Annotated in this window: 23 protein-coding genes; 13 read left to right on the top strand and 10 right to left on the bottom strand. The window is 67.4% G+C overall.

What is annotated here, in order from left to right:
• Positions 1-32 precede the first annotated feature (32 nt).
• The gene (locus G4D83_RS25045) at positions 33-950 is read left to right on the top strand and encodes a cytochrome P450 (RefSeq protein ID WP_240356560.1); all 918 of its coding nucleotides are present in this window, start codon (positions 33-35) and stop codon (positions 948-950) included.
• 236 nt (positions 951-1,186) lie between these two features.
• Positions 1,187-3,379, top strand: a complete 2,193-nt coding sequence (locus tag G4D83_RS25050; RefSeq protein WP_163867331.1) for an RCC1 domain-containing protein — start codon at positions 1,187-1,189, stop codon at positions 3,377-3,379.
• A 60-nt stretch (positions 3,380-3,439) separates the two neighbouring features.
• On the opposite strand, the gene G4D83_RS25055 is transcribed toward G4D83_RS25050, so the two are convergent.
• On the bottom strand, positions 3,440-3,868 hold the full coding sequence (locus G4D83_RS25055; protein ID WP_163867332.1) for a YciI family protein: 429 nt from the start codon (positions 3,866-3,868) through the stop codon (positions 3,440-3,442).
• A 271-nt stretch (positions 3,869-4,139) separates the two neighbouring features.
• Between G4D83_RS25055 and G4D83_RS25060 the strand changes: the two genes are divergently transcribed.
• Positions 4,140-4,445, top strand: coding sequence for a hypothetical protein (locus G4D83_RS25060; RefSeq protein WP_163867333.1), 306 nt, complete (start codon positions 4,140-4,142; stop codon positions 4,443-4,445).
• Between the two features lie 79 nt (positions 4,446-4,524).
• Here G4D83_RS25060 and G4D83_RS25065 read toward each other — a convergent pair whose 3' ends face one another.
• The 3 genes from G4D83_RS25065 to G4D83_RS25075 all read right to left on the bottom strand — a co-directional run bounded on the left by G4D83_RS25065 (position 4,525) and on the right by G4D83_RS25075 (position 7,150).
• A complete protein-coding gene (locus tag G4D83_RS25065) occupies positions 4,525-5,841 on the bottom strand; it encodes a DUF1254 domain-containing protein (RefSeq protein WP_163867334.1) in 1,317 nt (438 codons plus the stop codon).
• 227 nt (positions 5,842-6,068) lie between these two features.
• Positions 6,069-6,341 carry a hypothetical protein gene (locus G4D83_RS25070; protein ID WP_163867335.1) on the bottom strand — a complete coding sequence of 91 codons (273 nt, stop codon included), beginning with the start codon at positions 6,339-6,341 and terminating at the stop codon, positions 6,069-6,071.
• 179 nt (positions 6,342-6,520) lie between these two features.
• Complete coding sequence (locus tag G4D83_RS25075; RefSeq protein WP_163867336.1) at positions 6,521-7,150, bottom strand: glutathione S-transferase family protein; 630 nt, start codon at positions 7,148-7,150, stop codon at positions 6,521-6,523.
• Positions 7,151-7,335: 185 nt separating this feature from the next.
• Between G4D83_RS25075 and G4D83_RS25080 the strand changes: the two genes are divergently transcribed.
• The 7 genes from G4D83_RS25080 to G4D83_RS25110 all read left to right on the top strand — a co-directional run bounded on the left by G4D83_RS25080 (position 7,336) and on the right by G4D83_RS25110 (position 13,794).
• Positions 7,336-7,854 carry a hypothetical protein gene (locus G4D83_RS25080; protein ID WP_163867337.1) on the top strand — a complete coding sequence of 173 codons (519 nt, stop codon included), beginning with the start codon at positions 7,336-7,338 and terminating at the stop codon, positions 7,852-7,854.
• Positions 7,855-7,927: 73 nt separating this feature from the next.
• Positions 7,928-9,316 carry a tRNA (N6-isopentenyl adenosine(37)-C2)-methylthiotransferase MiaB gene (gene miaB / locus G4D83_RS25085; protein ID WP_163867338.1) on the top strand — a complete coding sequence of 463 codons (1,389 nt, stop codon included), beginning with the start codon at positions 7,928-7,930 and terminating at the stop codon, positions 9,314-9,316.
• Positions 9,317-9,343: 27 nt separating this feature from the next.
• Positions 9,344-9,859 (top strand): gamma carbonic anhydrase family protein, encoded by a 516-nt coding sequence (locus tag G4D83_RS25090; RefSeq protein ID WP_163867339.1) that lies wholly within the window; start codon positions 9,344-9,346, stop codon positions 9,857-9,859.
• Positions 9,860-9,896: 37 nt separating this feature from the next.
• Entirely contained in the window at positions 9,897-10,367 is a 471-nt protein-coding gene (locus tag G4D83_RS25095; protein WP_163867340.1) for a cyclic nucleotide-binding domain-containing protein, read from the top strand.
• Positions 10,368-10,394: 27 nt separating this feature from the next.
• The gene (locus G4D83_RS25100) at positions 10,395-11,414 is read left to right on the top strand and encodes a hypothetical protein (protein WP_163867341.1); all 1,020 of its coding nucleotides are present in this window, start codon (positions 10,395-10,397) and stop codon (positions 11,412-11,414) included.
• A gap of 16 nt (positions 11,415-11,430) precedes the next feature.
• On the top strand, positions 11,431-12,249 hold the full coding sequence (locus tag G4D83_RS25105; RefSeq protein WP_163867342.1) for a DedA family protein: 819 nt from the start codon (positions 11,431-11,433) through the stop codon (positions 12,247-12,249).
• A gap of 156 nt (positions 12,250-12,405) precedes the next feature.
• Complete coding sequence (locus G4D83_RS25110; RefSeq protein ID WP_163867343.1) at positions 12,406-13,794, top strand: MATE family efflux transporter; 1,389 nt, start codon at positions 12,406-12,408, stop codon at positions 13,792-13,794.
• 67 nt (positions 13,795-13,861) lie between these two features.
• On the opposite strand, the gene G4D83_RS25115 is transcribed toward G4D83_RS25110, so the two are convergent.
• The 4 genes from G4D83_RS25115 to G4D83_RS25130 all read right to left on the bottom strand — a co-directional run bounded on the left by G4D83_RS25115 (position 13,862) and on the right by G4D83_RS25130 (position 19,218).
• On the bottom strand, positions 13,862-16,450 hold the full coding sequence (locus G4D83_RS25115; RefSeq protein WP_163867344.1) for a M16 family metallopeptidase: 2,589 nt from the start codon (positions 16,448-16,450) through the stop codon (positions 13,862-13,864).
• Positions 16,451-16,472: 22 nt separating this feature from the next.
• A complete protein-coding gene (locus G4D83_RS25120; protein WP_255203278.1) occupies positions 16,473-17,738 on the bottom strand; it encodes an MFS transporter in 1,266 nt (421 codons plus the stop codon).
• The gene (locus G4D83_RS25125; protein ID WP_163867346.1) at positions 17,735-18,901 is read right to left on the bottom strand and encodes an aminopeptidase; all 1,167 of its coding nucleotides are present in this window, start codon (positions 18,899-18,901) and stop codon (positions 17,735-17,737) included. The genes G4D83_RS25120 and G4D83_RS25125 overlap by 4 nt, the downstream gene beginning before the upstream one ends.
• Positions 18,902-19,047: 146 nt before the next feature.
• Positions 19,048-19,218, bottom strand: a complete 171-nt coding sequence (locus G4D83_RS25130; protein WP_163867347.1) for a hypothetical protein — start codon at positions 19,216-19,218, stop codon at positions 19,048-19,050.
• 424 nt (positions 19,219-19,642) lie between these two features.
• On the opposite strand from G4D83_RS25130, the gene G4D83_RS25135 reads away from it, so the two are divergent.
• The 3 genes from G4D83_RS25135 (at position 19,643) to G4D83_RS25145 (ending at position 22,357) form a co-directional block, all read left to right on the top strand.
• Positions 19,643-20,455 (top strand): DUF2092 domain-containing protein, encoded by an 813-nt coding sequence (locus tag G4D83_RS25135; RefSeq protein WP_163867348.1) that lies wholly within the window; start codon positions 19,643-19,645, stop codon positions 20,453-20,455.
• Between the two features lie 17 nt (positions 20,456-20,472).
• The gene (locus G4D83_RS25140; protein WP_163867349.1) at positions 20,473-20,838 is read left to right on the top strand and encodes a hypothetical protein; all 366 of its coding nucleotides are present in this window, start codon (positions 20,473-20,475) and stop codon (positions 20,836-20,838) included.
• A 193-nt stretch (positions 20,839-21,031) separates the two neighbouring features.
• Complete coding sequence (locus G4D83_RS25145) at positions 21,032-22,357, top strand: PQQ-dependent sugar dehydrogenase (protein WP_163867350.1); 1,326 nt, start codon at positions 21,032-21,034, stop codon at positions 22,355-22,357.
• Positions 22,358-22,540: 183 nt separating this feature from the next.
• Here G4D83_RS25145 and G4D83_RS45635 read toward each other — a convergent pair whose 3' ends face one another.
• Both G4D83_RS45635 and G4D83_RS25155 read right to left on the bottom strand, forming a co-directional pair.
• Positions 22,541-24,055, bottom strand: a complete 1,515-nt coding sequence (locus G4D83_RS45635; RefSeq protein WP_205522707.1) for a polyadenylate binding domain-containing protein — start codon at positions 24,053-24,055, stop codon at positions 22,541-22,543.
• Positions 24,056-24,492: 437 nt separating this feature from the next.
• Positions 24,493-25,419 (bottom strand): CARDB domain-containing protein, encoded by a 927-nt coding sequence (locus G4D83_RS25155; protein WP_163867351.1) that lies wholly within the window; start codon positions 25,417-25,419, stop codon positions 24,493-24,495.
• Positions 25,420-25,662: the final 243 nt, after the last annotated feature.

A 25,662-nucleotide genomic window follows, 5' to 3' on the forward strand; every position in this document is an offset into this window, starting at 1 on the left:
TGGACCCGCCCGCGCACGGACGACTGCGGGCGCTGGTCAGCCGTGCCTTCACGCCCGCGACGCTGGCGCGGTTCGAGCCGCGCATCCGCGCCGTGGCCCGGGGACTCGTGGCCCGGATGATGGAGCAGAGGAGGGTGGACTTCGTGGACGCCTTCGCCAGGCCCATTCCCACCACCATCATGGGATGGATCCTCGGGTTGGACGCCTCCCTGGAGCAGCACTTCAAGCGCTGGACCCACGACCTCATGTCCCTCAGCGCCGTGCGTCCCGACGACACCCAGCGGAAGGAGGAGTGCCGTCGCACCGTCGAGGAGATGGAGCAGTATTTCAAGGAGATGCTGGCCGACCGGCGGCGGTCGCCGGGGGACGACATGGCGAGCCAGCTCCTCGGCGCGCGGGTGGAGGGGGAGGTGCTGACGGAGCGGGAGCTGATGGGCTTCCTCTTCATGCTGTTCCTGGCGGGTCTGGAGACGACGACCCACCTCATCAGCCAGAGCGCGCGGGTGTTCGCCATGCATCCGGAGCTGCTCCCCCGCCTGCGAGAGAATCGCGCGCTGATTCCCCGCTTCATCGAGGAGACCCTGCGCTACGAGCCCGTCGCGGCGGCCACGATGCGCGTGTGCCTTCAGGACGCGATGGTGGATGGAGTGGAGGTGCCCGGGGGAAGCCTGGTCCTGGTATCGTTGGCCTCCGCGGCGCGCGATGAGAAGTACTTCCCGGACGGGGACCGCTTCATCCTGGGGCGCGAGGGGCCGTCGCACCTCACCTTTGGTCATGGCCCCCACTTCTGCCTGGGGGTGATGCTCGCGCGACTGGAGGCGCGAGTCGCCCTCGAGGAGTGGGTCTCCCAGGTGGGTCGGGTGGAAGTGCGGACGGAGCGCATCGATTGGCTCCCCTCGCTTGTCGCTCGTGGACCGCGGACGCTGCCCGTCGAGCTGTTTCCAGTCTGACTCGCGACGCGGATCCCGACAGCAAGGCAAGCCCTGTGCCCAGCGCGCCTCCGAGAGGACCGAGGCTGAATGGAGACACCGCGAGGTGCGGGCGCCGTGACTCGATGTGGCCGGGCTGCCACACAATGGCTGCTCATGAGGTCGCCGCGTGTGAATCGCGCTTATTGTCTGTCATGTGTTGAATCCATGGACGCACCCGGCGTCGGTCTCCCCGAAGCACACGGAGACAAACACACATGAAAAACCATGCGGTATCGAAGTGGGGCGGAGTCCTGTCCTTGCTGGTGGGACTCATTCTGGGCGCGGGTTGTGGTCAGCCCGCGGCCGTGTCGTCGGAAACAGAAGAACTCCAGTCCCTGGCGGTGGCGCGGACCCGGCCACGGGCACGCATCGCCACGGGGGTGCAGCACTCCCTGGCCATCCGCTCGGATGGGACGGTGTGGACAGCGGGAGACAACAGGTCAGGGCAGCTCGGCACGGGTGGCTTCATCAGCAGCTCGACTCCCGTCCAGGCCCAGGGATTGGTGGCCGTGACGGCGGTGGCGGCAGGCCGGAGCCACTCCGTCGCGCTCCGCTCCAACGGCACGGTCTGGACCTGGGGCGCCAACGGGCGGGGGCAGTTGGGTGATGGCACCCAGAGCACCCGCGCCGCGCCAGTCCTCGTCCCAGGGCTCAGCGGGGTCAACTCCGTGGCGGCGGGCTTCAACCACACCCTCGCGACGAAGACCGACGGCACCGTCTGGGCCTGGGGAGACAACTTCCGTGGCCAGCTCGGAGATGGAACGACCACCTCTCGCACGACGCCTCGTCAGCTCCCGGGGCTGTCCGGCATCGTGGCCGTCGCGACGAGCGCTGACACCTCGCTCGCCATCCGCTCGGATGGCACCCTGTGGGTCTGGGGCATGAACCACGCGGGACAGCTCGGTGACGGCACGTTCTCCAACAGCACCGTCCCCATCCCTGTCCCTGGCCTGACGGGGGTCGTCGCCGCGTCGGCGGGAGCCTCCAGCGTGTTCGCCATCCGTTCGGATGGGAGTGTCTGGGGTTGGGGCTCGGACGCACTGCTCGGAGGGCTCGTCACCACGCCGACCCGAATCGAGGGACTGACGGGTTGTATCGACATCGTCATGAGCAGCGCCTCCTCCGGAAAGGTCATCAAGGCCGATGGCACGGTGTGGAGCTGGGGCGGCAACGAGGCGGGCCAGATGGGTGACGGCACCAAGCAGTTCCGCTCGACGCCCAGCCAGGTGCCAGGGCTCACGGGCGTCTCGGCGGTCGCCGCGGGCCATGATTACGTGCTGGCCCTGCGCTCGGATGGCTCCATCTGGGGCTGGGGCAACAACCGCGATGGCCAGCTCGCGAACGGAGTCGTCACGCTCAATGCGGTTCCCGCGCCCGTGCAGGGTGGGTTGACGGGGGCGCTCTCCGTGGCGGCGGGCGACATGCACTCACTGCTGCTCCACCATGATGGAACGGTCTGGGCCTGGGGGAAGAACGAGTCCGGGCAACTGGGTGATGGAACGCGGACGACACGGCCGCTTCCCGCTCGAGTCCCGGAGCTCGACGGCGTCGTCGCCATCAGCGCGGGAGGGGGCTCCTCGCTCGCGTTGCGGCATGATGGTTCGGTCTGGGCATGGGGACAGGGACGGGATGTCCCTCAAGTGGTGGAAGGGCTGCCGTCCATCGTCGCCATCTCCGTGAGCTGGAGCCACGCCCTGGTGCGCGCCGATGACGGGACGGTCTGGGCCTGGGGGCAGAACGGCGCGGGCAACCTGGGCGATGGCACGACCCAGGCCAGCGCGACTCCCGTCAAGGTCCTGAACCTGGACGGCGTCGTGAAGGTGATCTCCGCGACCGGACTCTCGCTCGCCCTCCGCCATGACGGCACCGTGTGGGCCTGGGGACAGAACGCGGATGGGCAGCTCGGCGACGGCACCACTGAAAACAGACACACCCCCGTCCAGGTCCAGACGCTCACGGATGTCATTGCCATCGCGGTGGGCGACTCTCACGCCATGGCCGTGAAGTCCGACGGCAGCGGATGGGCCTGGGGGCTGGATTACCAAGGCGCCGGGATGGGCAGTGTCGAGAGCGAGGACCTGCTCCCGGTCCCCATGAGTGTCACCGGACTGCTCGACGTGGTCTCCGGCCCCGGCCTGGGCATGGCGACGACCACCGACGGCCGCGTGTGGGCGGCCGGCTCCAACCAACGGGGACAGCTCGGTGACGGCACCACGGCGTCCCGCTTCGCCCCCGTCCTCGTCCAGGGAATCACCACGGGCGTGATGGCCCTCGCCGCGGGCAGGGAGCACATGCTGGCCCTCCTGCCGGACGGCACCGCGTGGGCCTGGGGCAGCAACTCGGATGGACAGTTGGGGTATGGCGAGCCGCTCGACAAGCTCGTCCCCGGCCTCACTCAGTTGCCGTGACGCGCTGACGGGCAGCACCCTGGGGTCCTGCTGTCCGTGGCTCATGGACAGCAGGCCGCGTCACGGCGACTTCTTGAAGGTCCGGCTCCAGGTGGGGGCTACCTTCTCGATGAGCGCCACCAGCTCCGGCGGGATGTCCCCGGTGTCGGTGAGGGGCCGGACCTCCATCACGTCGTCATTGCCCATGCCGCCCGGATAGCGACGGGCCCATTCGATGGCCTCCTCCTTCGACGCCACCTCCAGCACGTAGAAGCCGCCGATGAGCTCCTTCGTCTCCGCGTAGGGGCCGTCCCTCACGCTGGTCTTTCCGTCCTTGAAGACGACGTGCGCGCCTGGGGCCGGGCTGAGGCCCTCGGAGGCGATGAGCACGCCGGCCTTGTGCATCTCCTCGTTGAACTTCATCTGCGCGATGAAGACTGCCTCGTCGAAGGCGGCGTCCTGGGGCGTGGGCTCCGGCGTGGAAGGGCGGGGGATGAGCATGAAGCGCATGCGGGTGACTCCTGGGGTGGGGATGCGAGGCGTGGCTCCATCCCTCCATACGACGAATGACCGTGCGGAGGTTCGACACGATCAAATGTGCGGGCGGGCATGCGGGTGGAGGGAGCCACCGCTGAATACATGCAAGAGGCCCGCACCGATGATTCATCTCAGATGAAGGAATGACAGGCGCCCCATGGATACGCCTCCTTGTACCGAAGTCCGGTATCGAGTGACCCGCTGAGCTGAGATGCTCTCCAATGCAACACCTGGAGGTATCATCATGATGAATCCGATGAAGCGGTTGGCTGGAGCGTTCATGTTGATGGCGGCCGTGGGCTGTGGCCCCATGGAACCGGCCGGCGAGGTCGCCACTCCTGAGCAGGCGCCGCCTGTTGAAGCTCCGGGCGTCGAGGCTGCCGGGGTCGAGGAGTTCATCGCGTGTCTGAACCCTGGGACGCAGGCGGCACGTGCGTGCGTGGGGCTGTGTGTGACGAGTGCTCCGGCGGCAAGCCTCGTTCCCTGTCTGGTGAACTGTGGGGTGAACCTCCTCGCCATCACGGAGTGTCTGCCCGCCCTGGCCTTGTAACGCGGCATCCACCTCGCCTGGGTGTCACCAGAGGCACACCCTCCCGAGCGCCCTCGATGGGCGCTCGGGAGGACGACCGTCACGAACCGGAACCGCCGACCTGCGCCAGACCCGGCGCGATGTAGGACGTGTTCTCCGGGCCGTAGATGCGAAGCACGACGTAGAACGAGCCACTCAGGGGTGAGGGCAACCAATTCGGCATCTCAGCGGCCGTGGGGGCGTTGGCCTGGATGTAGATCGTCACGGAGCCGTCGGCGGCGACGCTCAGGTTCGACTGGGTCCCGAGCGAGTAACGATCAATGCTGTTGGGGACCAGGAATTGATTCGCCCCGTACATGGTCAACGACCAGAAGGCCGCGGCAGGGGGAAGCTGGCCGGCGGGGAACGTCACCGTGTACTGGTTTGCGCCGGAGAGCGGCTGCGAGTTCGTGTCCTGGTAGGCGCGGTAGTAGATCGCCTCCGAGGGCGAGTTCGCGTAGATCCCCGCCCGTGCCGTCAGCGACCGGAAGTCATAGTCGGTCCACCAGTCCGTGCCGAAGTAGGGGAGGTTCACCTCCGGGAGGTTCCAGCCGTTCTCGACCGCGCCCCCCTGGGCCTTGTGTGTGATGGCCTTGCTGGCCTCGAGGATCCCGCGCTGGAGCGCACCGGCCAGTTCCGGATCGAGCGTGGACGGATTGAAGGGCAGGCCAGGCCCCACGCCGATGCGCGCGAAGCGCTCGAGGAGCGGCGCATCCCCGGCCGGCGGCGTCTGGAAGGTCAGCGCCAGGTTGAGGTACTGGAAGAACGACAGTGTCGTGAGGAACGAGGGGGCCACCGGCAGGAAGGGCGTCGCGGGCGCGGGTGGGGGCGCTGGCTGGCCGAGGAACCGGGACAGCGGGACCAGCGCGTATTCATCCATGATCGCCTGGGTCGCCGGGACGTCGTTGGGACCCAACATCTGCGTGCGCCCGAGCAGGAAGATGTAGCGACTCGGGACAGGGATCACCGTTGCGTTCGGGACGCTGGCTGGCACCATCCCGGGGGGCGCGAGCACGTAGTTGCCCGCCGCCGCGCCGGTCGTCAACGTCCCGATGTAGCCAACGTTGTTGGTGCAGGCATCGATGATCTGGAAACTATAGTACCGCGGTGGATCCTGGGGCACCGCCGGCACCTGCAGCACGAGCGGCTCGGCGCCCAGGTCAAGCCAGCCTTGCGAGTACGCCGTGTCATTGTTGGGAGTGACGACGGTGGTATCGGCGGGAGTCGTGAGCTGCGCCTTGCCGTAGAACGTATTGAATTGCTGCTGGATGGCGAGTGTGCTCTGCCACAGGATGGAGTAGTTCTCGGCCAGCGGGTAACCGTACATGAAGGCCTGGTACGCGTACGCCCGCGCTTCGTCGAGAGGCAGAGGTGCCATGGTATTTTTGGACTCGGAATGATGGGGTGGGGCTGTTGCCGACAGCCCAAGCTCAAACCTGCCAGCGACGTCAATACGCCGCCTGCTTTGGCAGGGCATCCTGTCAGTCCATACTTCGAGGAGCAAGGGCAGCTTGGACGATCATCGCTCCGTAACGAAGACCGCCCATCGTCGAGCGGTCGTCGTTCTGGTTCGCCATCGCGGCAAGCCGCTTCGCGAGGGGTGGCTCAGAATGATCGGTAGCAGAACTGGCCCGGGTTTCCCTGGGTGCAGTCCTCGGGGCAGTTCTGTGTCGTTTCACCAGGGCAGCACGCCCTGTTCCCGCAGTACTCGCCGGAAGGACAGTCCGCCGGACAGCGCAGTCGCTCGATGGGCTCGCAGACCCCATCGCCACAGACGGCGAGTTCGGACTCCGACGTGGCGAGCGCCTCCTCCACACCGGGGTCCTTCTCCATCGCACCAGCACCACATCCCACGACGAGCCCCACCGTCAGGGCCATTGCGACACTCCAAGCCGCCTTCATCGGAACGCTCCTTGTCGGGTCCGCACGCATGAGGACCGCGCGCAAAGGCTAGCAGGCATCGCGGACAGAACAACGAGGTGCGCGTCGATGGCGTTGTCGCCGCATCGCTTATCGGATGAAGTGCCCGCCGTCTGGCCATCGCGCCCTCTCGTCGTTCAGGATGGCGGCATTTGCGGAGCGGTGCGCTTCCACGCCTCGAGCTCCTGCACGCGGCCGAGCCAGGTCCGGAGGTTCGCATACTCCCCGAGTGGCAGGCGCGCCGGTCCGGCGAGGGCAAACGCCGCGGCCAACGAAAAGTCGGCGAGCGTGAGGCGTTCCTGTGAGACCCACGTCTTGCCCGCGAGGTGCTCGTCCAGGACGCGTGCGTGCTGCGCGAAGAGCGCCTCGCCCCGTGCGACCTCGGCGGGGTTCGGCGGCCCACGGCCCGATACCGCCTTCACGAAGTTCTCGAAGACCAGGATGGTGCATGCCTGCGCCATGTGGCCCGAGCACCAGAAGAGCCAGCGAGTCACGTCAGCGCGCCCCCGCGCATCCGCGGGGAGCAGGGTTTGTCCCGGCGTCATCTCGGCCAGGTACTGCATGATGGCGCGCGACTCCCAGAGCAGGAATCCATCGTCATCGAGGACGGGAACGAGCCCGTTGGGATTGCGGCCCAGGTGCGGCGTCGCGCGCTGCTCGCCCTTTGGCAGGTCCACCACGATGCGCTCGAGAGGGACGTCGAGGTGGGTGGCGACGAGCAGGGCTCGGCGCGAGTTTCCGGACAAGGGGTGGAAGTAGAGCTTCATGGAGCGTTCTCCTGGACCGCGCAGAGGAGGAGCGAACCTGCCTCCCCGGGGTGACAGCGGCCTGTCAGGTATGTTCGGGCCCCGTGTTGTCCTTGAATGGGAATCCCCGTGGGGAGGGGAGCCGCGAGCCCTACCGTGAGGGGGCGGGCCCTGTTACACATCCCTGGCCTTTCCCCAGGAGTCCCATGGCCCCCTCACTCTTCGACGACCACGGCTACCAGGACGTCCCCAACCGCGAGAGGGGCATCAACCTCTCCGCGGCGGACGACCGGACCCTCCGCATGGCCATGCCGCCCGTGGACGGCGCCCTGCTCGACGCCCTGGTGCGCTACCAGGAGGCCTTCCTGTCCCATGCCGGCTCGGATCGGGGGGCGGAGAACCTGGCCCGTGCCCACGCCCTGGCCCAGACTGCCTCGGGCCTGGAGGCCCGGGCCCTGGAGCAGGGCATCGCCATGCTGCGCGCCTTCGGTGGCCGCCGGTGGACCGCCCGGAGGCTGGACGACAAGCTGCGTCAACTCGAGGCAGCCTCGGACACGTCGGAGGAGCTGCGCACCCGCGTCCGGGACGAGCTGGGCAAGCAGGAGCGGGAGACGGTGGCCCTGGGCCGCCGCTATGGCGAGGCCACCCTGGCGCTCCTCCGGGAACGCGAGGCCTCCCTCCTGGACCTCCACACCCGGATGACCGGCCTGCTCAGCCAGGGATGACCGCCGCCCCCGCTTCGGTTGATTTCCGTGCCCGGCCGTCGCATAAGGGCACGTTCTTGCTCAGAGAATCCCAATGAAGCGCTACTTCATCCACACCTTCGGCTGCCAGATGAACGTCAACGACTCGCTCCGCATGAGCGAGGTGCTGGCGAAGATGTCCTACGAGCCGACGCCGGTGCCGGAAAACGCGGACCTCATCATCCTCAACACCTGCTCCATCCGCGAGAAGGCCGAGGACAAGATGCTGTCCGCCCTGGGCCGCTACAAGCCGGTGAAGGCCAGTCGCGGCGCGCTCATCGGCGTGGGCGGCTGCGTGGCCCAGCAGGAGAAGGACCGCCTCATCAAGAAGGTGCCGTACCTGGACTTCGTCTTCGGCCCCGACAACATCGCCCGCCTGCCTGACATCATCGGCCGCGTGGAGGCGGATCGGGAGCGCGTCGTCGAGACGGCCTTCGTGGACTCGGAGGAGTACGTCTTCCCGCGCGCGGACCCGGAGACGTCCCGCGGCAAGGTCACCGAGTTCGTCACGGTGATGAAGGGCTGCGACAACGTCTGCTCGTTCTGCGTCGTCCCGCACACGCGCGGCCGTGAAGTCAGCCGCGCCTTCCCGGAGGTCCTCCTGGAGGTGGACTCGCTGGCGAAGGTCGGCGTGCGCGAGGTGACGCTCATCGGCCAGAACGTGAACTCGTACCTGGGCGGCGTGTCCTTCGCCCAACTGCTCCTGCGCACCGCGGAGGTGCCGGGCATCGAGCGCGTGCGCTTCACCACCAGCCACCCGCATGACCTGTCCGACGAGCTGATTGAGGCGTTCCGCACGCAGCCCAAGATTGCTCCGCACTTCCACCTGCCCGTGCAGTGCGGGAGCGACCGCATCCTGAAGATGATGCGCCGCGACTACACCGTGGTGCAGTACATGGAGCGGCTCAACAAGCTGCGCGAGGCGCGGCCGGGCATCGCCGTCACCACCGACATCATCGTGGGCTTCCCCGGGGAGACCGAGGAGGACTTCGAGATGACGATGAAGCTGACCGAGGAGGTCCGCTTCGACAACCAGTTCTCCTTCATCTACAGCCCCCGCCCCAAGACGGGCGCGGCGCTGCGCGAGAAGGACTGGGGCCCCATTCCGCACGAGGTGAAGATCGCCCGCCTGGAGCGCCTGCAGAAGCTGCAGCGCCGCATCAGCGCGGAGACGACCGCGGCCCTCGTCGACTCGGTGGTGGAGGTGATGGTGGAGGGCCACTCGCGCTACGACGCCGCCAAGCGCTTCGGCCGCACGCCGGAGAACCGCACCGTCAACTTCGAGGGCGACGCGCCCACCGGAGCCTTCGTGACGGTGAAGGTGGACCGCTCCACGCCCAACCAGCTCTCCGGCAAGCAGCTCGCGGTGCTGCAGCTCCCCACCGTGGAGCCGCTGCCCGTGGCGCCGCCCGTCTCGCCGTTCCATGTCGTCGCCGAGGCCTGAGGGCTCGCGCACGCAAGAGGTGTCCGCATGGCGCTGAGGTCGTTCCGCGGGGTGTCCCCCCGCATCCACCCGAGCTGCTTCGTGGATGACTCCGCCCAGGTGGTGGGGGACGTGGAGCTGGGGGAGGGGTCCTCCATCTGGCTCAACACGGTGCTGCGCGGCGACGTGAATCCCATCCGCGTGGGCCAGCGCACCAACCTTCAAGACCTGTCCCTGCTCCACGTCACCGGAGGCAGGTCGAGCACCCTCATCGGCGACGACGTGACGGTGGGGCATCACGTGGTGCTGCACGGCTGTACCGTGGGCAACCGCGTGCTCGTGGGGATGGGCTCCATCCTCCTGGACGAGGTGGAAGTAGGGGATGACTGCATCATCGGCGCGGGGACGCTGTTGACGCCCGGGACGAAGGTGCCGCCCGGCTCCATGGTGATGGGCTCACCCGGCAAGGTGAAGCGGCTGCTCACGGAGGCGGAGCGCGAGTTCCTCCTGATGTCGGCCCACCACTATGTGGAGCTGGCCAACGAGTACCGCTCCAGCCGCTGACTCGCCGGCCCTCGCGCGCCGTGTTAGGACCCGCCCCATGGCTCTCGTGCCTGCGAACACCCTCAAGGCGTGCCCCCTCTTCAAGGGCTTCACCGACACCGGCATCCAGATCTTCGCGGGCGTGGCGGTGCCCCGGGCCTTCCCGAAGGGCACCGCGCTCTTCACCGAGGGCAAGACGGGGGAGTCGCTCCTCATCGTCGGTGAGGGCACGGTGCGTCTGAGCGCCCGGAATCCCTCGGGCGAGGACGTGTCGCTGGGCGAAGTGGGCACCGGCGAGCCCCTGGGAGAGCTGGCGCTGGTTCAGAAGGGCGAGCGGCTGTGCACCGCCACCGCCGTCACGGATGTCTCCGCGCTGGAGATTCGCTCCTCGGACTTCCAGAAGCTCCTGGCCACCAAGCCCCAGGCCTGCGTGAAGCTGCTGATGGGCATCGTCGGCTTCTTCGGCCAGAAGGCCCGAGACAACCGGGACATGATTCGGACCCTCATCGGAAAGGCTCCGGCCGCCTGAGAGGCCCGTGGTAGCGTGGGGCCCGGTATGCGCGCCCCCCACCTGGCCGTCCTCCTACTGCTCGGGGTCCATGCGTCGGCCCCCGCGTACGCCGGGTCGACCTCCCAGGGTTCCATCGCCTCCGAGGACGACTGGTTCGCCAACCAGTACACCCCGGGCGGCGTGGAAGTGCGCGCGGATGTTCGCGTCTTCACCCTGTTCGCCCTGCTGAACCGCGCGGGCTACGACGCGGGCCCCGTGGAGCGGGCCCACCCCGTGCCCACCTACCGCTACGGGCGCGCGCGCACCCTCGTCCGCGAGCGGCTGGCCACGGCGCCCCCGGAAGTCCTCCTGGCGGCGCGAGCCTTCTTCGCCGCGCACCCGGAGCCCGTGGAGGTCTACCTGGCGCGCCTCCTCGGCGGCCCCGACGTCCCAGGTCCCGCCGGGGAGCTGGTGGGGCTGGAGGCGCTCCTGGCCCGGGCGGAGCGCGAGTGGCCGGTGGCCGCGCTCCGGGCGGAGACGCTGCCCGACTTCCGGACAGAGCAGCGCGCCTGGCTGCCCCTGCTGGATGCCCCCTTCCAACAGGCGGCCCGACTTCTGGGCCTACGGGAAGGTGAGCCGCCCCCTCGGGTGGTGGTTAATCTGCTCGAATCCGAAGGAAGCGTGCGAGCGGTGGACACGGGGCATGGGTGGGTGATTGTGGTGGGGCCCGCGACGCGAGCCCCCCAGGCCGAGCCCGTGGTGAGAGCGCTGGCGCGGGGGGTGTTGTCCGCGCGCCTGGCCGGCCGCCTGGGTGCTCGCTGGGCGGGCGGAGCGGCGGCGCTGAAGGACGCGCGGGCGAGGGGGGCGGGTGAGGGGACGGTCGACGACTATGGGGTGGCGCTGCTGAGCCGTGCGCTGGCCCTGACGGCGACGGGGGCACCGGCGGGGGCCTACGAGGACGCCAGTCGCGAGGGGTACTTCGGGTTGAAGACCCTGTCGCGGAGTTTTGAGGACGCGCGCCCGGTTGATGTGTGGGCGCTGGATGGGCTGGCTCGGGCGGTGACCTGGCAAGCCCCTCGGAAGTGAACGGACGGGACAACGCGTGCAAGACCTTCTCACCCAACTGCTTGGCGACTCACAGGGCTTCATCGCCTACGCCACCGTGTTCGGCATCCTCGTGGCCTGTGGCCTGGGGGTCCCGTTGCCGGAGGACATCTCGCTCATCCTGGGTGGCTTCCTGGCGCACAAGGGCGCCGCGAGCCTTCCGGTGATGATGGCGGTGGGCTTCGCCGGCATCCTCGTGGGTGACAGCCTCATCTTCCTCGCCGGCCGTCGGCTGGGCGGGAAGCTGGGGCGCGGCAGTGACGGCAAGGGTGGGGGCTTCTTCGCGCGCATCGTCACGCCGGAGAAGCGTGCCCGGGTGGAAGGGCTCTTCACGCGCCACGGACAGAAGATTGTCTGCATCGCGCGCTTCATGCCGGGCGTGCGCGCGGTGACGTACTTCACCGCGGGCTCGGTGGGCATGCCCTACTGGCAGTTCATCTTCTGGGATGGGCTGGCGGCGCTGCTGTCCGCGCCCGTCTTCGTGTGGCTCGGCTTCCACTTCGGTGGCGAACTGGACGTGCTCATCTCCAAGTTCAAGGAAGGCCAGTACGCCGTCATGGGCGTGCTCGCGGTGGCCGCCATCGGCTACTTCCTGTGGCGTCGCAGCCGCGCGGCGGCGAAGAAGGCCCAGGCCAGCGAGGCGCCCTTCACGCCCGTGTCGACTCCGTCGAACTCCTCCTCCGACGAGTCCTCCTCCGAGGCGACCGCGGCTCGCAACAACGTGAAGGGTGGTTCCGAGCCGCTGTTCAAGGTGAGCTCCACCTCCTCCGAGAAGTCGCCGGTGACGGCCTCCTCGCGCGAGCTGATGAAGCACTGAGGGGGCGCGCGTGACGCGTCCGTCACGTGCGTCGGTCTGTCATTTGAACTCATAGGAGCCGCGAGGCTCGTTGAGTGTGTGGCAGGCAGGTTCGAAGGGGCTGGCGACGCGGTGCGGCGGCTGTTAGTCCCTCGCCCGCGTTCAGCGCGGCGAACCATGTCAGACACGATTGAGCAGGGCCCCACCCGGATGGGGTTGTTTCGGCTGACCTGGCCGATCTTCCTGGAGCTCCTCCTCTTCATGGCGATGGGCACGGCGGACACGCTGATGCTCAGCGGTGTGTCCGACGACGCGGTCTCCGCAGTGGGGGTCGTCAATCAGTACCTGTTCATCTGCATCCTCATCATGGAGGTGGTGAGCAACGGCGCCTCCGTCGTCGTGTCCCAGTACCTGGGCGCGCGTCGCTCAGCGGAGGCCGCGCGCATCTCCGCGGTGGCCATCACCCTGAATCTGCTGCTCGGCGTGACGGTCAGCGCGGGGTTGCTGCTGTTCGGGGATGCGCTGCTGTCGCGGATGAACCTGCACGGAATCGTGCTGGAGCATGCTCGGACGTACATGGGAATCGCCGGAGGGTTCATCTTCCTCCAGGCGCTCATCAACGTGTGCTCCAGCCTGATTCGCACCTATGGCTTCACGCGCGAGTCGATGTTCATCGCGCTGGGGATGAACGCGCTGCACGTGGGCGGCAATGCGCTGCTCATCTTCGGGATGCTCGGGTTTCCTCGACTGGAAGTGGCCGGCGCGGCCATCTCCACGGTGGGCAGTCGCGCGGTGGCGCTCGTCGTGTTCGCCTGGCTGTTGTACCGGGTGATGGACGTGAAGATGCGCGCGCGTGACTACGTGACATTCACCCGGGACACGCTCCGGAAGATCTTCCGGGTGGGCGTTCCCTCCGCCGTGGAGCAGGGGACTTACCAGTGCTGCCAGGCGGTGTTCCTGTACTACGTGACGTTCCTGGGGCCCACGGCGCTGGCCTCTCGGCAGTACGCGAATGCGATTTCCCAATACATCTTCCTGTTCAGCCTCGCCGTCGGCATGGGCACGGCCATCATCGTGGGCCGGCTGGTGGGCGCGGGGCAGGCGGACGAGGCGTACCGCCGCGTGCTCCAGAGCCTGAAGTGGGCCGTGGCCATCACCGTCGTCGTGGACGTGGTGGCCATCCTGGTCCGCGCGCCGCTGGTGGGGTTGTTCACCCATGACGGGGACATCGTCCGGCTCACGTCCCAGGTCATCGTCCTGGGGCTCCTGTTGGAGACGGGGCGCTCCTTCAACCTGGTGCTGGTGAACGCGCTGCGGTCCGCGGGAGATGCTCCGTTCACCGTCTACATGGGCTTCTTGTCCATGGTCTGCATGAGCCTGCCCCTGGGGTACGTGCTGGTCTTCAAGCTGAACCTGGGGCTCGCCGGCGTGTGGCTGGCGGTTGCAGCCGATGAATGGCTGCGAGGCATCTCCATGTGGATTCGCTGGAAGAGCAGGGCGTGGGAGCAGAAGTCCCTGGTCGACCCGGTGGATGCTCCCGCTGTCGTGGCGGTCGTGAGCGCGTAGGCCCGTGCGAGGAGCCCTCCGTGATGCGGATGGGCTCCTTGCCTCTAGAAGACTGGGACGGAGCGCGTCAGGGCCCCATCATCGCCAGCGAGCTGCGTTCGAAGTCGATGACTCGCTGGGCCACGTCACGCACGTGCTCGGCCGTGACCTCGGAGACCCGCTGCGCATAGTGCTGGAAGTTCTCCTGGCCGACGCCGAGGCATCCATCCATTGCCAGCATCGCCGCGCGGGCCGCATTGCGCTGGAGCCCCAGTTCATGGACCCCGATGAGGTGCTGGTGCGCCCGCTCGAGCTCTTTCTCGCTCACCCGTTCGTCCCTCACCCGCTCAAGCTCGGAGCGGATGACCGCCAGCGCGGATGTCGCCTTCTCTGGGCTCGTCCCCAAAGAGATGGCGAAGTAGCCCGGGTCCACGCCTTCCACGCTGTGGCTGTTCACGCTGTAGGCCAGGGCGCGCGTGTCGCGCAGTTCATGAAACAGCCGGCCGCCTTGTCCCGAGAGCAGGGTGCTGAGCACCTTCAGGGGGTGGCGCCATGAGTCGGTCACTCGTGCCCCATGGAATCCCAACGCCAGATGGGTCAATGCGCGCGCGAGCACCTGCCTGTGCTCGCGCGGCGACTCGGGCAGCGCCTCTGGAGCCACGGAAGGTGGCGCGGCCATTCCTGCCGGGGCTTCACCGAAGAGCTCGTGTGCCTGAGCCAGGACCTCATCCGCACATACGTCTCCCACCACGCTCAGCACCATCTGCGCGGGTGTCATGTATGCCGCGTGCCAGGCGCGCAGCATTTCGGGCCCCAGCCGCTCCACCGCGGTTCGCGCTCCCAATACCGGCAGCCGGTAGGGATGCGTGCGGTAGAGGGTGCTCGCGAGGGCATCGAACACCCGTCCCTCGGGATTTCCCTCGCGAACACCCAGCTCCCTCGACATGTTCTCGCGTTCGCGAGTCACCGCGTGCTCGGAAAACAGCGGGGCGCGCAGGCAGTCCGCGAAGAGTCGGAACGCGGGTTGGAAGTGGCGTGACAGGAACTCGCCGCGAAGCTCCACCAGGTTGCGCCCTTGAGCACCTTGGAGCGAGCCCGCCATGGTGGTGATCTGCTGGGCAATGGCCTCCGCGTCGCGAGTGGCGGTGCCACGGGTGAGGCACCGGCAGAGCAGGGCTGTCAGCCCGTTGGTCTCCGCGGTCTCGTAACGCACGCCACCCGGGAAGGCTGCTCGCATCGCGACGAGCGGCACCGCACGCGTTTGCTGCACCAACACCCGCGCCCCGGACGGCAGCCGGGCCTCCACCACCGCTCGCGCCGTCACGGCCGTTTTCCAGGGAAGGGGTCGGGTCGACGGCGCTGGCTTCCCAAGCTGGGAGACGGGTGCGCGTGCGAGTGGGGTGCATTCACGCGCGGCCCGCATCAGCAACGTCTCCGCCTTCGCGGCAGGGAAACCGCGACGCTCGGGGAGAAGCCCGGTGAGAATCGCCCGGTCGAAGCGCAGATAGTGTTCCGCCACCTCTTGTAAACGCTCCGGGGTGAGCCGAGCGATGGCTTCCTGGTAGCGCGCCTCCGCCTCCAGGCCTCCTTGCATGAACTGGTAGTAGCCCAGCCGCCGCGCCAGCTCCTGCACCTCCTCGCGCTGTTGGACGGCCCGTGCTTCGAAGTGGGTCTGCAACAGCAGCAGCTCCTCGGTGGGCACCAGTTCCGCGCGCAGACGGCCCAGCACTCGCAGTTCCTCCGCCAGCGCCTCCACCAGCGTGTCTGGCGCGAGCGTGAACCGAAGGGAGAAGAGGCCAGGGTCCAACGGTGTGTAGGCCGAGGACTCCAACGCCCTGACGAGCCCCCGTTTGTGTTTCCACTCCCGGATGACCCGCGAGCGCTCCCCCAGTCCCGTCAGCAGCGCGAGCACGTTCAGCGCCGGCACGTCCGGATGCGAGATGTCCGGGATGGAGAAGCCCAGGTGCAGCCACGCCTCCTTCGCACCATCTTCTCGCAGGCACACCCGTGGCGCGGTGCGCTCCGGCTCCACGGGGCGCCGCACCGGCTCCGAACAGGGCTGGCCCCAGTCACCCCCCCAAAACTCGTCCACCCATTCCCGCAGCTGTGATTCGTCGAAATCACCCGCCACGCTGAGCACCAGATTCCGCGGGGTGTAGTGCCGCGCGTAGAATTCGAGCACCTGCTCCCGGGTGAAGCCGCGCACGCTCGCGGCGGTGCCAATCACGGGGCGGCCGTAGGGGTGCTGAGCGTAGGCCGCTTCGAAGAACTGCCGCGAGGCACGCCGCGCGGGAAGGTCGTCGTTGCGTTTGATCTCCTCGCACACCACCTCGATTTCACGCACCAGCTCACCCGCATCGAATGAGGAGCCGCGCACCGCATCCGCGAGGATGTCCAGCCCAAGCCGGGCGAACCGGCTGGCGATGACGACATGGAAGACGGTCTGGTCGTAGCTCGTCCAGGCGTTGATTCGCCCGCCATGGGCTTCTACCTCCCGGGCGAGTTCCCCTGGTGCCCGCCGCGCCGTGCCCTTGAAGAGCATGTGTTCATGCAGGTGGGCCAGGCCCAATTGGTCAGGGCGCTCATCCGCGCTGCCAGCCCGGACCCAGACCTGGAACGCGACAGCGCGGGTGGTGTGTCGTGGCTCGAAGACGACGGTGAGCCCATTGTCCAGCATGTAGGTTTGTGCCGTCAGGGTCCTAACCTCCCACCATGGCCTGCCGCTTGAGCACCAGGCGACGACGCCACGCGAGCCCCAGCACGAGCGCGGTTCCCGACAGCAGCGCGAAGACGAAGCTCACCGCGAAGGTCCGGGGGACGCCCAGAGACGCCCCGAGCGTTCCCCCCAGGATTGCGCCCAGCATCGTCGAGACCTCGGGCATCAGGCTGACGACGGCCATGACGCGGGCGAGGGCATTGGAGGGGACCTGCCGGGGGACCTCCGCGAAGAGCGTGATGAGGAGCAGCGAGGCGCCGAAGCTGCCCATCAACTCGTAGTTCAGACAGGCCAGCAGCCCCAGCGCCCCGGGCCGGGCCAGCGGCAGCAGCGCGAACGAGCCGGTGAGCGTGGCCACTGCCATCGCCAAGGTCCTTTGGGCGCCCAGGCGACGGTGGAAGGCCCCCACGAGGAGGCTGGCGATGATGCCCCCCACGGAACCCACCCCCAGGATGGGTCCGATGAGCGACGGCGACATGCCCAGGTGCTCGGACATGAAGAGGACCAGCAAGGCGGAGACCACGCCGTTGGCCAGACAGAGATACCCGACGATGCCGAGCCCCAGGCCCAGGAAGGGCCGCTGGAGCAACAAGGAGAAACCCAGGGTGAGCCCCTTCACGCTCGCCGTGTCCCTCGCCAGGTCATGTCGTGGCTTCCTGGGGACACGCACGGCCATCGTCAGGCCCGCGGCCACCATGAAGGAGGCCGCATCCACGAACAGCGCCACCGGCGCGGAGAGCACGGAGACCAGCACGCCCCCCAGGCTGCGCCCCGAGACGTCGGCCAGATTGCGCGTCACGCCAAACCGGCCGTTGGCCTCCACCAACTGCCCATCTCCCACCACGGCCGAGAGGAGGGGGGCCGCGAACATCCCACCAATGGCGCTGACAGACGTCAGGCAGAAGGCCGTCCCCAGGAGCACCCCGAAGCTCAGCAGGCCCATCCACCAGAGCACCGGAATGGCGGTGATGAGCAGGCCGCTCAGCAGGTTGCACGCCGCCATGACGGGCACATGGCGCGAGCTCGCATCCGCCCATGCCGCCGCGGGGAGCCGCAGCAGCAACGTCGGAGCAATCTCCACGGCCAGCAACAACCCCATCTGATGGGGCGTGAGGTTGAGGAGGGTCACCGCGACGAGCGGCAGCGCCACCTTCGTCACCGCTGAACCCGACAAGGAGACCGTCTGCGCCGCCCAAAGCCGCAGAAAGGGGGCGTTGCGCCAGAGATCGGGCGGAGGGCCCAGGCTCATCCTGCCTGCTGTGTCCGGGGGACGGCCTTCTCGCGCACCGGCAGCGGGCACAGCTCGCGCAGCTCATCTTCGCCGGTCAACCCGCAGCAGTTTCCGTCGATGTCCTCGTTGAAGACCAACCTGGGATGGGGCAACTGCGAGGGGGTGAGCTTCAGCAGGTCCAGCGGCACCGGATCATCATCCACCCAGACATGGCCTCCAGGGGAGATGAGGTCCATGTGGATGGGCGAGAAATAGTCCATGACATGGATGCTTTGGTTGTGCTGGCCAAAGCCAAGATGCACGCCTGGCTGGCGTTCGTTGAGGTGCGAGTTCATGGGGATGAAGTCGCCCAGTCCGCCATTCGTTCCAAAACCCACCTCGCCCACACGCCGGGAGTGGGGTTGGGCGAAGACCGCCTCCACCAGGCGGCTCACTTCCGGACTGTTGCACTCGTGGTCGACGGCCTGGCCGTCCTTGATGCGGATGCGGATGGGGTTCTTGGCCAGGCGTGCATCAACTGGGGTCATGGCGTTGACGTTGAAGGCCCCGTCCGCGACCAGGACCCCATCCACCGTGCTGGGAAATGTAGCCACCTCTCCCGCGGGAAGGATGAGGAAACTCCCGGGCCGCCACACGCCGCGGTTGCTGATCCACCGGTACCGGTCGGAGTCGAGACCGATGCGCAGGTCTGTTCCCGAGGGCGTCTTCACCCTCAGTTCACGCGCCTTCATGAACCTGTCCAGCAGGCCGGAATTGATTTCCGACAGGGTCCCGGATTTGACGTTCAGCGCCTTGATGAAGAACTCCTGGGAGGCATTGATGATTCGGACCACCAGCCACTTGTCCAGGTCGTAGCGCATCAGGGCATCTCGGATGATTTGCATGTGCGACATCGAGTCGCGCTCGACGGTGATGAGGATGAGCTTGCCTCGGAGGCGCTCGGGATGCGGAAGCGCCGCGTCCAGCCGCTCCGCGAACGTCTCGTCCTTGAGGGGCCGGGGCCGCATCCCCAACAGGCAGGCCTCCATCCCACGCATCCTCAACGCCGTGGCAATCCATGCGGCGGACTCGCGACTCTCGGGCGTGTACGCCACGAGGACCTGGTCCTCGGGCATGAGGCGCGCATAATCGCCAAGCAGGACATCAATGCCAGCCCAGACTCGCTCGTCCACTTTGCTCATCTCGCGACTCCCTTGACGTGCTGCGGCAGCAGGTTGAGATTGCCCATGGTTCACTTCACGCCGAATGAACTGCGCAATCCTTACGCCTGTCCCAGGCCACCATCCGTGCCTGGGACAGGTATGTGCAAGGTCCTGCGGAGGGACGATCAGTTATTCTGTCCGGTGCTCCAGATGTCCCACATGCCGATGGTGTGTTCGACATGGGCGCCGCTCTGGTTGCATGAGTTCAGCCCGGAATTCTCGAAGCCTTCCGGCTCCGCGCTCTGCATCTCCATCAGGGTCTGCGCAAGGATCTCATCACGGTTCGAATTTTCCATGTGCAACCTCCCGGCATGTCGGTCACGCCTGAATTGGCGCCCTTAATTGCTATCACAATTGTCTTTTCGGGCCATGCGCCCTGTTGTGAGCGCATTGCTTGTTGTGGATTTCGGACAGTGTCCGGCCTTGGGGTTCTTGAGCTTCAGTGGCGTGGCGCGCTTGCGCCGTTCGTGGCTGAACATGGTGCCATTGTGATTTGTCGAGGTGTGTCGTGCTTTGTTTGGGCGATGCTCGCTGCCGTAGCGGATTTCCGTGATAGGGATTTCCGCATCACGAGGCCGTAGGCAGGCGTGCGCGGCGGGGGCTTGCTCCAGGGGTGGCTGCCTGAAGTGAGCAAGGCCCGCCTGGACTTGCTCATGCCCCACGCATCTCCAAGTTCATGAAGAAGATGAGTTCTGGACATCCATAGGGGAGGAGTTCGGCATGGGGCTTCGAAACATGGGCTCGAGGAAGCGGCTGCTTTCGCTGGCGCTCTGCGCGGGCGGACTGGTGAGTGGTCTCTCGCCCGCGCTCGCGGCGCCAGGGCAGGCAGCGGCGGGGGAGCAGAAGGCGCCCGCGGTCGACCCCCAGGCCATCAAGGCCTTGGAGAAGATGGGCGGCTTCCTGCGGAGCCTGCCTGCGTTCGCGATTACGGCGGAGACGACCACGGACGAGGTCCTGGTCAGTGGTCAGAAAATCCAACTGTCGTCGGAAGCCGAGATTCGGGCGCGCCGCCCCGACAAGCTCAGGGTCGACATCAAGTCTGACCGCAAGCAGCGCCAGCTCTTCTATGACGGGAAGACCTTCACGGTGAACGGTCCGAAGGGCGGCTACTACGCTTCGTTCGATGCGCCTCCCACGCTGGCGGAGACCATCGCCACCGCCGAGCATCGCTACGACGTCGAGATTCCCCTGGTCGACCTCTTCTACTGGGGGACGGACAAGAGCGGCATCAAGGACATCCAGTCGGCCATCGACGTGGGTCCCGCGACCATCGACGGGGTGGAGACCGAGCAGTACGCCTTCAAGCAGCAAGGCGTGGACTGGCAGGTGTGGATCGAGAAGGGGGACAAGCCCCTGCCCCGGAAGCTCGTCATCACGAATACCCAGGACCCCGCGCAGCCGCAGCACGTCGCGGTCCTCGATTGGAACCTGAAGCCCAATGTCAACAATGCCGTGTTTGCGTTCAACCCCCCGAAGGATTCCCACCGGATTCAATTCGATACAGGCCCGTCGAATCCCGGAAGAAGCCCGTGAGCAAGGAGCGTGAACCCATGAGCCCCTTTTCAACCCTGAAGACCCTCGCGGTCGTCCTCGGCTTCGGACTGCTCGCCGGGAGCGCCGAGGCGCGTGAGGTCCGCACCACGACGACGACCCACGTCAACAACAACGTCAACCGGAATGTCGACGTGCACCGGGACATCGACGTGGATGTCGACCGGAACTATCACCCGGTGGCGACGGCCGCCGCCGTGACGGCGACCGCGGCTGCCATCGGCTCAGTGACTCGCTCGCTTCCTCCGTCGTGTTCAACGGCGGTGGTCGGCGGCGTCACGTACCAGAACTGCGGAGGCACCTGGTACCAGCCTCGCTACTCCGGCACCGAGGTCTCCTACCTCGTGGTGAACCCGCCGAGGTGACCTCCAGTTCGCGAAGGGGGGCAGTGAAACCCTCGGGTGGCGGGACGGGCCGTGAGCAGCGTAACTTTCCACCGTCGGATGCCCGGCGCCGCACGGTCTCGGGCTGAATCGCGGCCTTCCCGCGACGAGACTTGCGCGTCAGGACGCATGACAGCAACTTCTCCTCCCCCTCATTCCCCCAGGAGAGAGTCGCATGCGAGTCCTGTCGATGCCCCTCATCGTCGCAGCCCTCCTCGTCGGTTGCAGCGATGACCCCGACCCCACGCCGACGCCCCCAGACTCGGGCGTCCCGCGGCAGGATGCGGGTGTCCCGCCGGAGGACGCGGGTGTCCCGCCGGAAGACGCGGGTGTCCCGCCCGAAGACGCGGGCGTTCTTCCCAGCGGCCCCCCCGTTCCGCAGGGCCCGCCCAACGTGCCCGAGTTCTCTCCGGCCTTCCCCCAGCAGACACGCGCCCCGGCCATCCAATCGCAGACGGCAATCCAGGTCACTGAGATTGCATCCGGCTTCAGGAACCCCTGGGCCATCGCCTTCCTGCCCGACCAGCGCATGCTGGTGACGGAGAAGGCCACCGGCTCGCTCTACATCGTCACTCCGCAGGGCGCGAAGTCGCCCGCCGTCGCGGGGCTGCCCGCCGTGGATGCCCGTGGCCAGGGCGGGTTGCTCGACGTGGAAGTCGGTCCCGACTACGCGCAAAGCAAACTCATCTACTGGACCTATGCCGAGCCACGCACGGGCGGCAACGGACTGGCGGTGGCGCGCGCGCAGCTCGTGGATGGCGCGCAGCCTCGCGTGGAGGAGGTTCAGGTCATCTTCCGCATGATGCCCACGCTCGAGTCGACGCTGCACTCGGGCGGACGGCTGGTGTTCACCCCCGACGGCAAGCTGTTCGTCACGCTCGGAGAGCGCTCCATCCTCGCGGGCCGGGTGCAGGCGCGGGACGTGAAGAGCCACTTCGGCAAGGTGGTCCGCATCAATCCCGACGGCTCCGTGCCCCAGGACAACCCATACGTGAACACCGCGGGCGCGAAGCCCGAAATCTGGTCGGTGGGCCACCGCAATGTCTTGTCGGCGGCGCTCGACAGCCAGAACCGGCTGTGGACGGTGGAGATGGGGCCAAAGGGGGGCGACGAGCTCAACCGGCCCGAGAAGGGCAAGGACTACGGCTGGCCCACCATCGGGTATGGCGAGGAGTACAGCGGCGCGCCGATCCACGACAGCCCCCAGGGCCCGGGCATGGAGCAGCCCGTGTACTACTGGGACCCGGTGATTGCCCCCTCGGGGATGGCCATCTACACGGGGACCTTGTTCCCCGAGTGGCGCAACGACATCTTCGTGGGAGGACTGGTCAGCCAGGCCCTGGTGCGGCTCATGGTGCGCAATGACCTCGTCGTGGGCGAGGAGCACCTGCTCAAGGACCGCGCCGAGCGCATCCGCGAGGTGGTGCAGGGGCCCGATGGCGCCCTCTACCTGCTGACCGACGCCACCAACGGCAAGCTGCTCAAGGTCACACCGCGCTGAGGTTCCCGCTCACCACGGCATGATTGGCGCTCCCCAAGTGACTGGGTCCTTGGGGAGCGCGGCCTGTCGTGGTGGAACGGTCGAATAGAAAAGCCCTCGGAGCTTCCCTGCCGCCGCAAGGTTGCTCCGAGGGCCCCTCTACCGAGCAGCTCCCCCGCTCGGGTCACCCACTTCGATTCAAGCTCACAGCATGCCGGCGATGTCCTTCACCACCTGCGGAGCGGCCTCCGTGTTGGCCAGCGCGCCCGCCGCGCCACCGAGCAGGAGCGAGGCCGGGTTCACTCGGCCCGTCGTGACGGCCCCGAGGACACCCTCCGCGGCGCCCTTCAGCGTGTTGACGTAGCCCTTGGCCGCGCCCTCGAAGACGCCCTTCACGCCACCCTCCGAGTCGCCGATGCCCGTCAGCACGTTGCTCACCGCCGGCAGGAACCACAGGTGCTTGCCCGCCTCACCCGCGGCCCACTGGAAGTTGTCCTTGTTGCTCCCGTCCGCCTTGACGTGCGTGTCCTTCGTCGTCGGAAGCTGCTGCTCGCCCAGGAACGAGTAACCCTGCTCGGCGAAGTCCTTCACCATTCCGGCCTCGGTGCCGTGCCGCGCATCACCGCTCTTCGTGATGCCCTCGATGTTGCCGTCACCCTGGCCGTTCTTCACCTTGCTGTCCCGGTCCCCACCGTTCGACGCCTTCGCGCTGTCGATGAACTCCAGCACCTTGGCCAGGCGGAACACCGCGTCCGGGTTCTGCTTCGCGTCCTTCAGGTCCAGCTTGGGGTCGATGCCCGTCTGCTTGCAGAGCTGGTCGAACTTGATGTCCTTCTGACGGCCCAGGTTCTTCAGCGCGGGCGAGTCGTCGACGATCTGCGCCGCCGAGCGCTTGTCCCCGGCCGGGCGCTTGTCATTGGCGCTCGGGATGCCCGAGGACTCCGGCTCGGCCTGCGGCGCGGCGAGTGGCGTGGCCTCACGGGCCGGCGCGAAGTCCCTCAACTGCGGGGGCAGCCCGCGCGGCGCGGGGTTGACGGGCCCCTGGAGCGAGGACGGCGGAGCGAAGTCCTGGAGCTGCGACGGCAGCGGAGCGAAGTCCTGGAGCTGCGAGGGCAGCCCACGGGGCGCGAAGTCGACGGGGCCCGGCAGCGAGGGCACCTGCATGCCCTCCAGCATGTCCCGCGTCATCATCGGCGGCGCGGTGGGGAACCCGAGATCCTGCGGGAGCCCGTCCATCGAGGGCAGGCCCCTCGGCATGGGCGCGTTCATGGGCGAGAACTGCTCCATCGACGGCAGTCCTCCGCCCATCATGGGCGAGAACGCCTGCATCGCGGGCTGGCCCCCGGCCATCATGGGCGAGAGCGCGCCTCCCATGGCGGGCAGTCCTCCGCCCATCATGGGCGAGAACGCCTGCATCGCGGGCAGGGCGGCCCCCGACACGTTCGCGAACGTCTCCATCGCGGGCGTGACGGCCCCCGACACGTTCGAGAGCGCATCCAGCGCGCGCGTGCCACGACCGCCGGCCGCGGGGTTCCTGCCATCGAACCCATCCGTCGGCCGCTGCGACTGCGAGGGCGCATTCGTGGGGTTGCGGAACTTCACGTCCTGCTGCGTGGGAACCGAGGAGGGCGTCTTCTTCGGCGGGGTGACCGAGGTGGAGTCCGCCGGGTTCTTGTTCAGCTTCGGGGAGGAGAGGGACGAGGGCTTGAGCTTGACCATGGGATCACCTGTTTCAGGAAAGCGATGGGGGACCGCCGCGGCGAGGAGTTCGTCGTCTCGCCCGTGCTCTCCCTCATTGCAGCGCGAATGCCAGCCATCCCGGACCCGCAACCCCGCGACTTTACTGGAGCAGAGCGTTCCACTCGGGCCCCCAGCCGATGACTGCAGTCATCAGGGGACTGGCTCCAGTCATCAGCGCACGGCGCACACCCGTGACCCGAGACTGCATCCGGCTTCAGGACTCCCTGGGCCATCGCCTTTCTGCCCGGCGCACATGCTCGTGACGGAGAAGGTGCCCTCTACCTGCTGACCGCCACCATCAACGGCAGGCTGCTCAAGGTCTCCCATCGCTGAAGAGGTTCCCGCCCAGCACGGCAGGGTTCGCGCTCCCCAAGGACCGATTCACTTGGGGAGCGCGGCCTGGACTGGGGTGACGCTCAGCGCGCCTGGAGGTAGCCGTCCACTCCAGCGGCCCCGTGGGCGGCTCGCACTTCCGTGTCGACGGGAACCGCGACGTCCGTCGTCAGCGGGGTGGTGTCGTCGGCCAGGGTGGAGAGCGGGGCGGGGACGATCTCCAGGGAGAAAGCGCCGGCATTGTTGTTCTCGTTGCTCTCGGGAACCACTCCATCCACGTCCGCCAGCAGGATGATTGTGTAGGAACCCGTGGCAATGGCGGGAGAGAAGGTGAGAGGGGTGGCGGGCAGGGACCAGGTTCCAGAACCCGCGGTGATGGGAATCCCGCCGAGGTAGCTCAGCAGTTGATAGTTGGCATCAGCCAGGAAGACGCCGACAGTCGAAGCCGAATTGGCGGGGCACCGCGAGTACAGATCGAACGAGAAGTTCGTGGTCCCCCCAGGCTGGATCGTCGCGGGGCTCAGCGTTCCGCCCGTGAAGGTGAAGTCAGGCGGCTTGGTGGTGCCAATCAGGGTGTCATCGCCCTGCACGATGCCGTAGTCCACCTCTGCCTGAATGAACCAGCCCTCCGGCTGGCATCCCGCCGCAATGGCATCCAGTACCGGCTGTGCGCCAAAGTCCACGGTCGCGCGCATGAATGAGATCGACTGGGTTCCAGCCGGCGGGCGATAGAGCCCACCACCCGCGGAGCCGAGGAGGATCTGCCCCGAGTGCAACTGCACCCGGCTGCCGGTCCCCGTCCGGGTGGTCGAGAGGTAGAACCTGATCTGGGCAGTGGCCAGACCAAACTTGCTCCCAGTCAATGTGTAGTTGATCGTGAAGATGTTGTAGGGATTGGGAATGGTCGTGGGCGCGGTCATGCTGAGGACCTGCACCTGGGCCAGGGCCGGGCTTGCCGCGAACAAGGACAGTGCAAGCAGCGATGCCGCCAGCGCTTTTGATTGGGTCATGATGGAAAGGATATTCTTTCCATTTCTGACAAATCAAGACTCGGGTGTCTGGTATTTGCTGGTGGAAGTTTTGACTGACATTGGCTTTGGGGAGTTTGTCTGTCAGGGCTTGTGCCCGGGTCTGGGAGTCTTCACCGGAGGCGCCGCGCTCGCTTAGGAGCCGAGCGACAAGGCTCCCGGGGGCACGTCCTGCCGGCGCGAGTGGCTGCCGCGTCGGACCTTCTCGTCCGCGTCACGGCAGCC

Origin of the sequence: Myxococcus eversor, assembly GCF_010894455.1 — a bacterium.
In the GTDB taxonomy this organism is placed as follows: Bacteria; Myxococcota; Myxococcia; order Myxococcales; family Myxococcaceae; genus Myxococcus; species Myxococcus eversor.

What these genes read in the sequence shown, in the direction of transcription:
- G4D83_RS25135 (WP_163867348.1), top strand. Translation starts at nt 19,643, where the DNA reads ATGGGGCTTCGAAACATGGGCTCGAGGAAGCGGCTGCTTTCGCTGGCG.
- G4D83_RS25110 (WP_163867343.1), top strand. Translation starts at nt 12,406, where the DNA reads ATGTCAGACACGATTGAGCAGGGCCCCACCCGGATGGGGTTGTTTCGG.
- G4D83_RS25095 (WP_163867340.1), top strand. Translation starts at nt 9,897, where the DNA reads ATGGCTCTCGTGCCTGCGAACACCCTCAAGGCGTGCCCCCTCTTCAAG.
- G4D83_RS25115 (WP_163867344.1), bottom strand. Translation starts at nt 16,450, where the DNA reads ATGCTGGACAATGGGCTCACCGTCGTCTTCGAGCCACGACACACCACC.
- G4D83_RS25125 (WP_163867346.1), bottom strand. Translation starts at nt 18,901, where the DNA reads ATGAGCAAAGTGGACGAGCGAGTCTGGGCTGGCATTGATGTCCTGCTT.
- G4D83_RS25050 (WP_163867331.1), top strand. Translation starts at nt 1,187, where the DNA reads ATGAAAAACCATGCGGTATCGAAGTGGGGCGGAGTCCTGTCCTTGCTG.
- G4D83_RS25120 (WP_255203278.1), bottom strand. Translation starts at nt 17,738, where the DNA reads ATGAGCCTGGGCCCTCCGCCCGATCTCTGGCGCAACGCCCCCTTTCTG.
- G4D83_RS25100 (WP_163867341.1), top strand. Translation starts at nt 10,395, where the DNA reads ATGCGCGCCCCCCACCTGGCCGTCCTCCTACTGCTCGGGGTCCATGCG.
- miaB (WP_163867338.1), top strand. Translation starts at nt 7,928, where the DNA reads ATGAAGCGCTACTTCATCCACACCTTCGGCTGCCAGATGAACGTCAAC.
- G4D83_RS25080 (WP_163867337.1), top strand. Translation starts at nt 7,336, where the DNA reads ATGGCCCCCTCACTCTTCGACGACCACGGCTACCAGGACGTCCCCAAC.
- G4D83_RS25155 (WP_163867351.1), bottom strand. Translation starts at nt 25,419, where the DNA reads ATGACCCAATCAAAAGCGCTGGCGGCATCGCTGCTTGCACTGTCCTTG.
- G4D83_RS25070 (WP_163867335.1), bottom strand. Translation starts at nt 6,341, where the DNA reads ATGGCCCTGACGGTGGGGCTCGTCGTGGGATGTGGTGCTGGTGCGATG.
- G4D83_RS25145 (WP_163867350.1), top strand. Translation starts at nt 21,032, where the DNA reads ATGCGAGTCCTGTCGATGCCCCTCATCGTCGCAGCCCTCCTCGTCGGT.
- G4D83_RS25075 (WP_163867336.1), bottom strand. Translation starts at nt 7,150, where the DNA reads ATGAAGCTCTACTTCCACCCCTTGTCCGGAAACTCGCGCCGAGCCCTG.
- G4D83_RS25065 (WP_163867334.1), bottom strand. Translation starts at nt 5,841, where the DNA reads ATGGCACCTCTGCCTCTCGACGAAGCGCGGGCGTACGCGTACCAGGCC.
- G4D83_RS25140 (WP_163867349.1), top strand. Translation starts at nt 20,473, where the DNA reads ATGAGCCCCTTTTCAACCCTGAAGACCCTCGCGGTCGTCCTCGGCTTC.
- G4D83_RS25130 (WP_163867347.1), bottom strand. Translation starts at nt 19,218, where the DNA reads ATGGAAAATTCGAACCGTGATGAGATCCTTGCGCAGACCCTGATGGAG.
- G4D83_RS25055 (WP_163867332.1), bottom strand. Translation starts at nt 3,868, where the DNA reads ATGCGCTTCATGCTCATCCCCCGCCCTTCCACGCCGGAGCCCACGCCC.
- G4D83_RS45635 (WP_205522707.1), bottom strand. Translation starts at nt 24,055, where the DNA reads ATGGTCAAGCTCAAGCCCTCGTCCCTCTCCTCCCCGAAGCTGAACAAG.
- G4D83_RS25060 (WP_163867333.1), top strand. Translation starts at nt 4,140, where the DNA reads ATGATGAATCCGATGAAGCGGTTGGCTGGAGCGTTCATGTTGATGGCG.
- G4D83_RS25090 (WP_163867339.1), top strand. Translation starts at nt 9,344, where the DNA reads ATGGCGCTGAGGTCGTTCCGCGGGGTGTCCCCCCGCATCCACCCGAGC.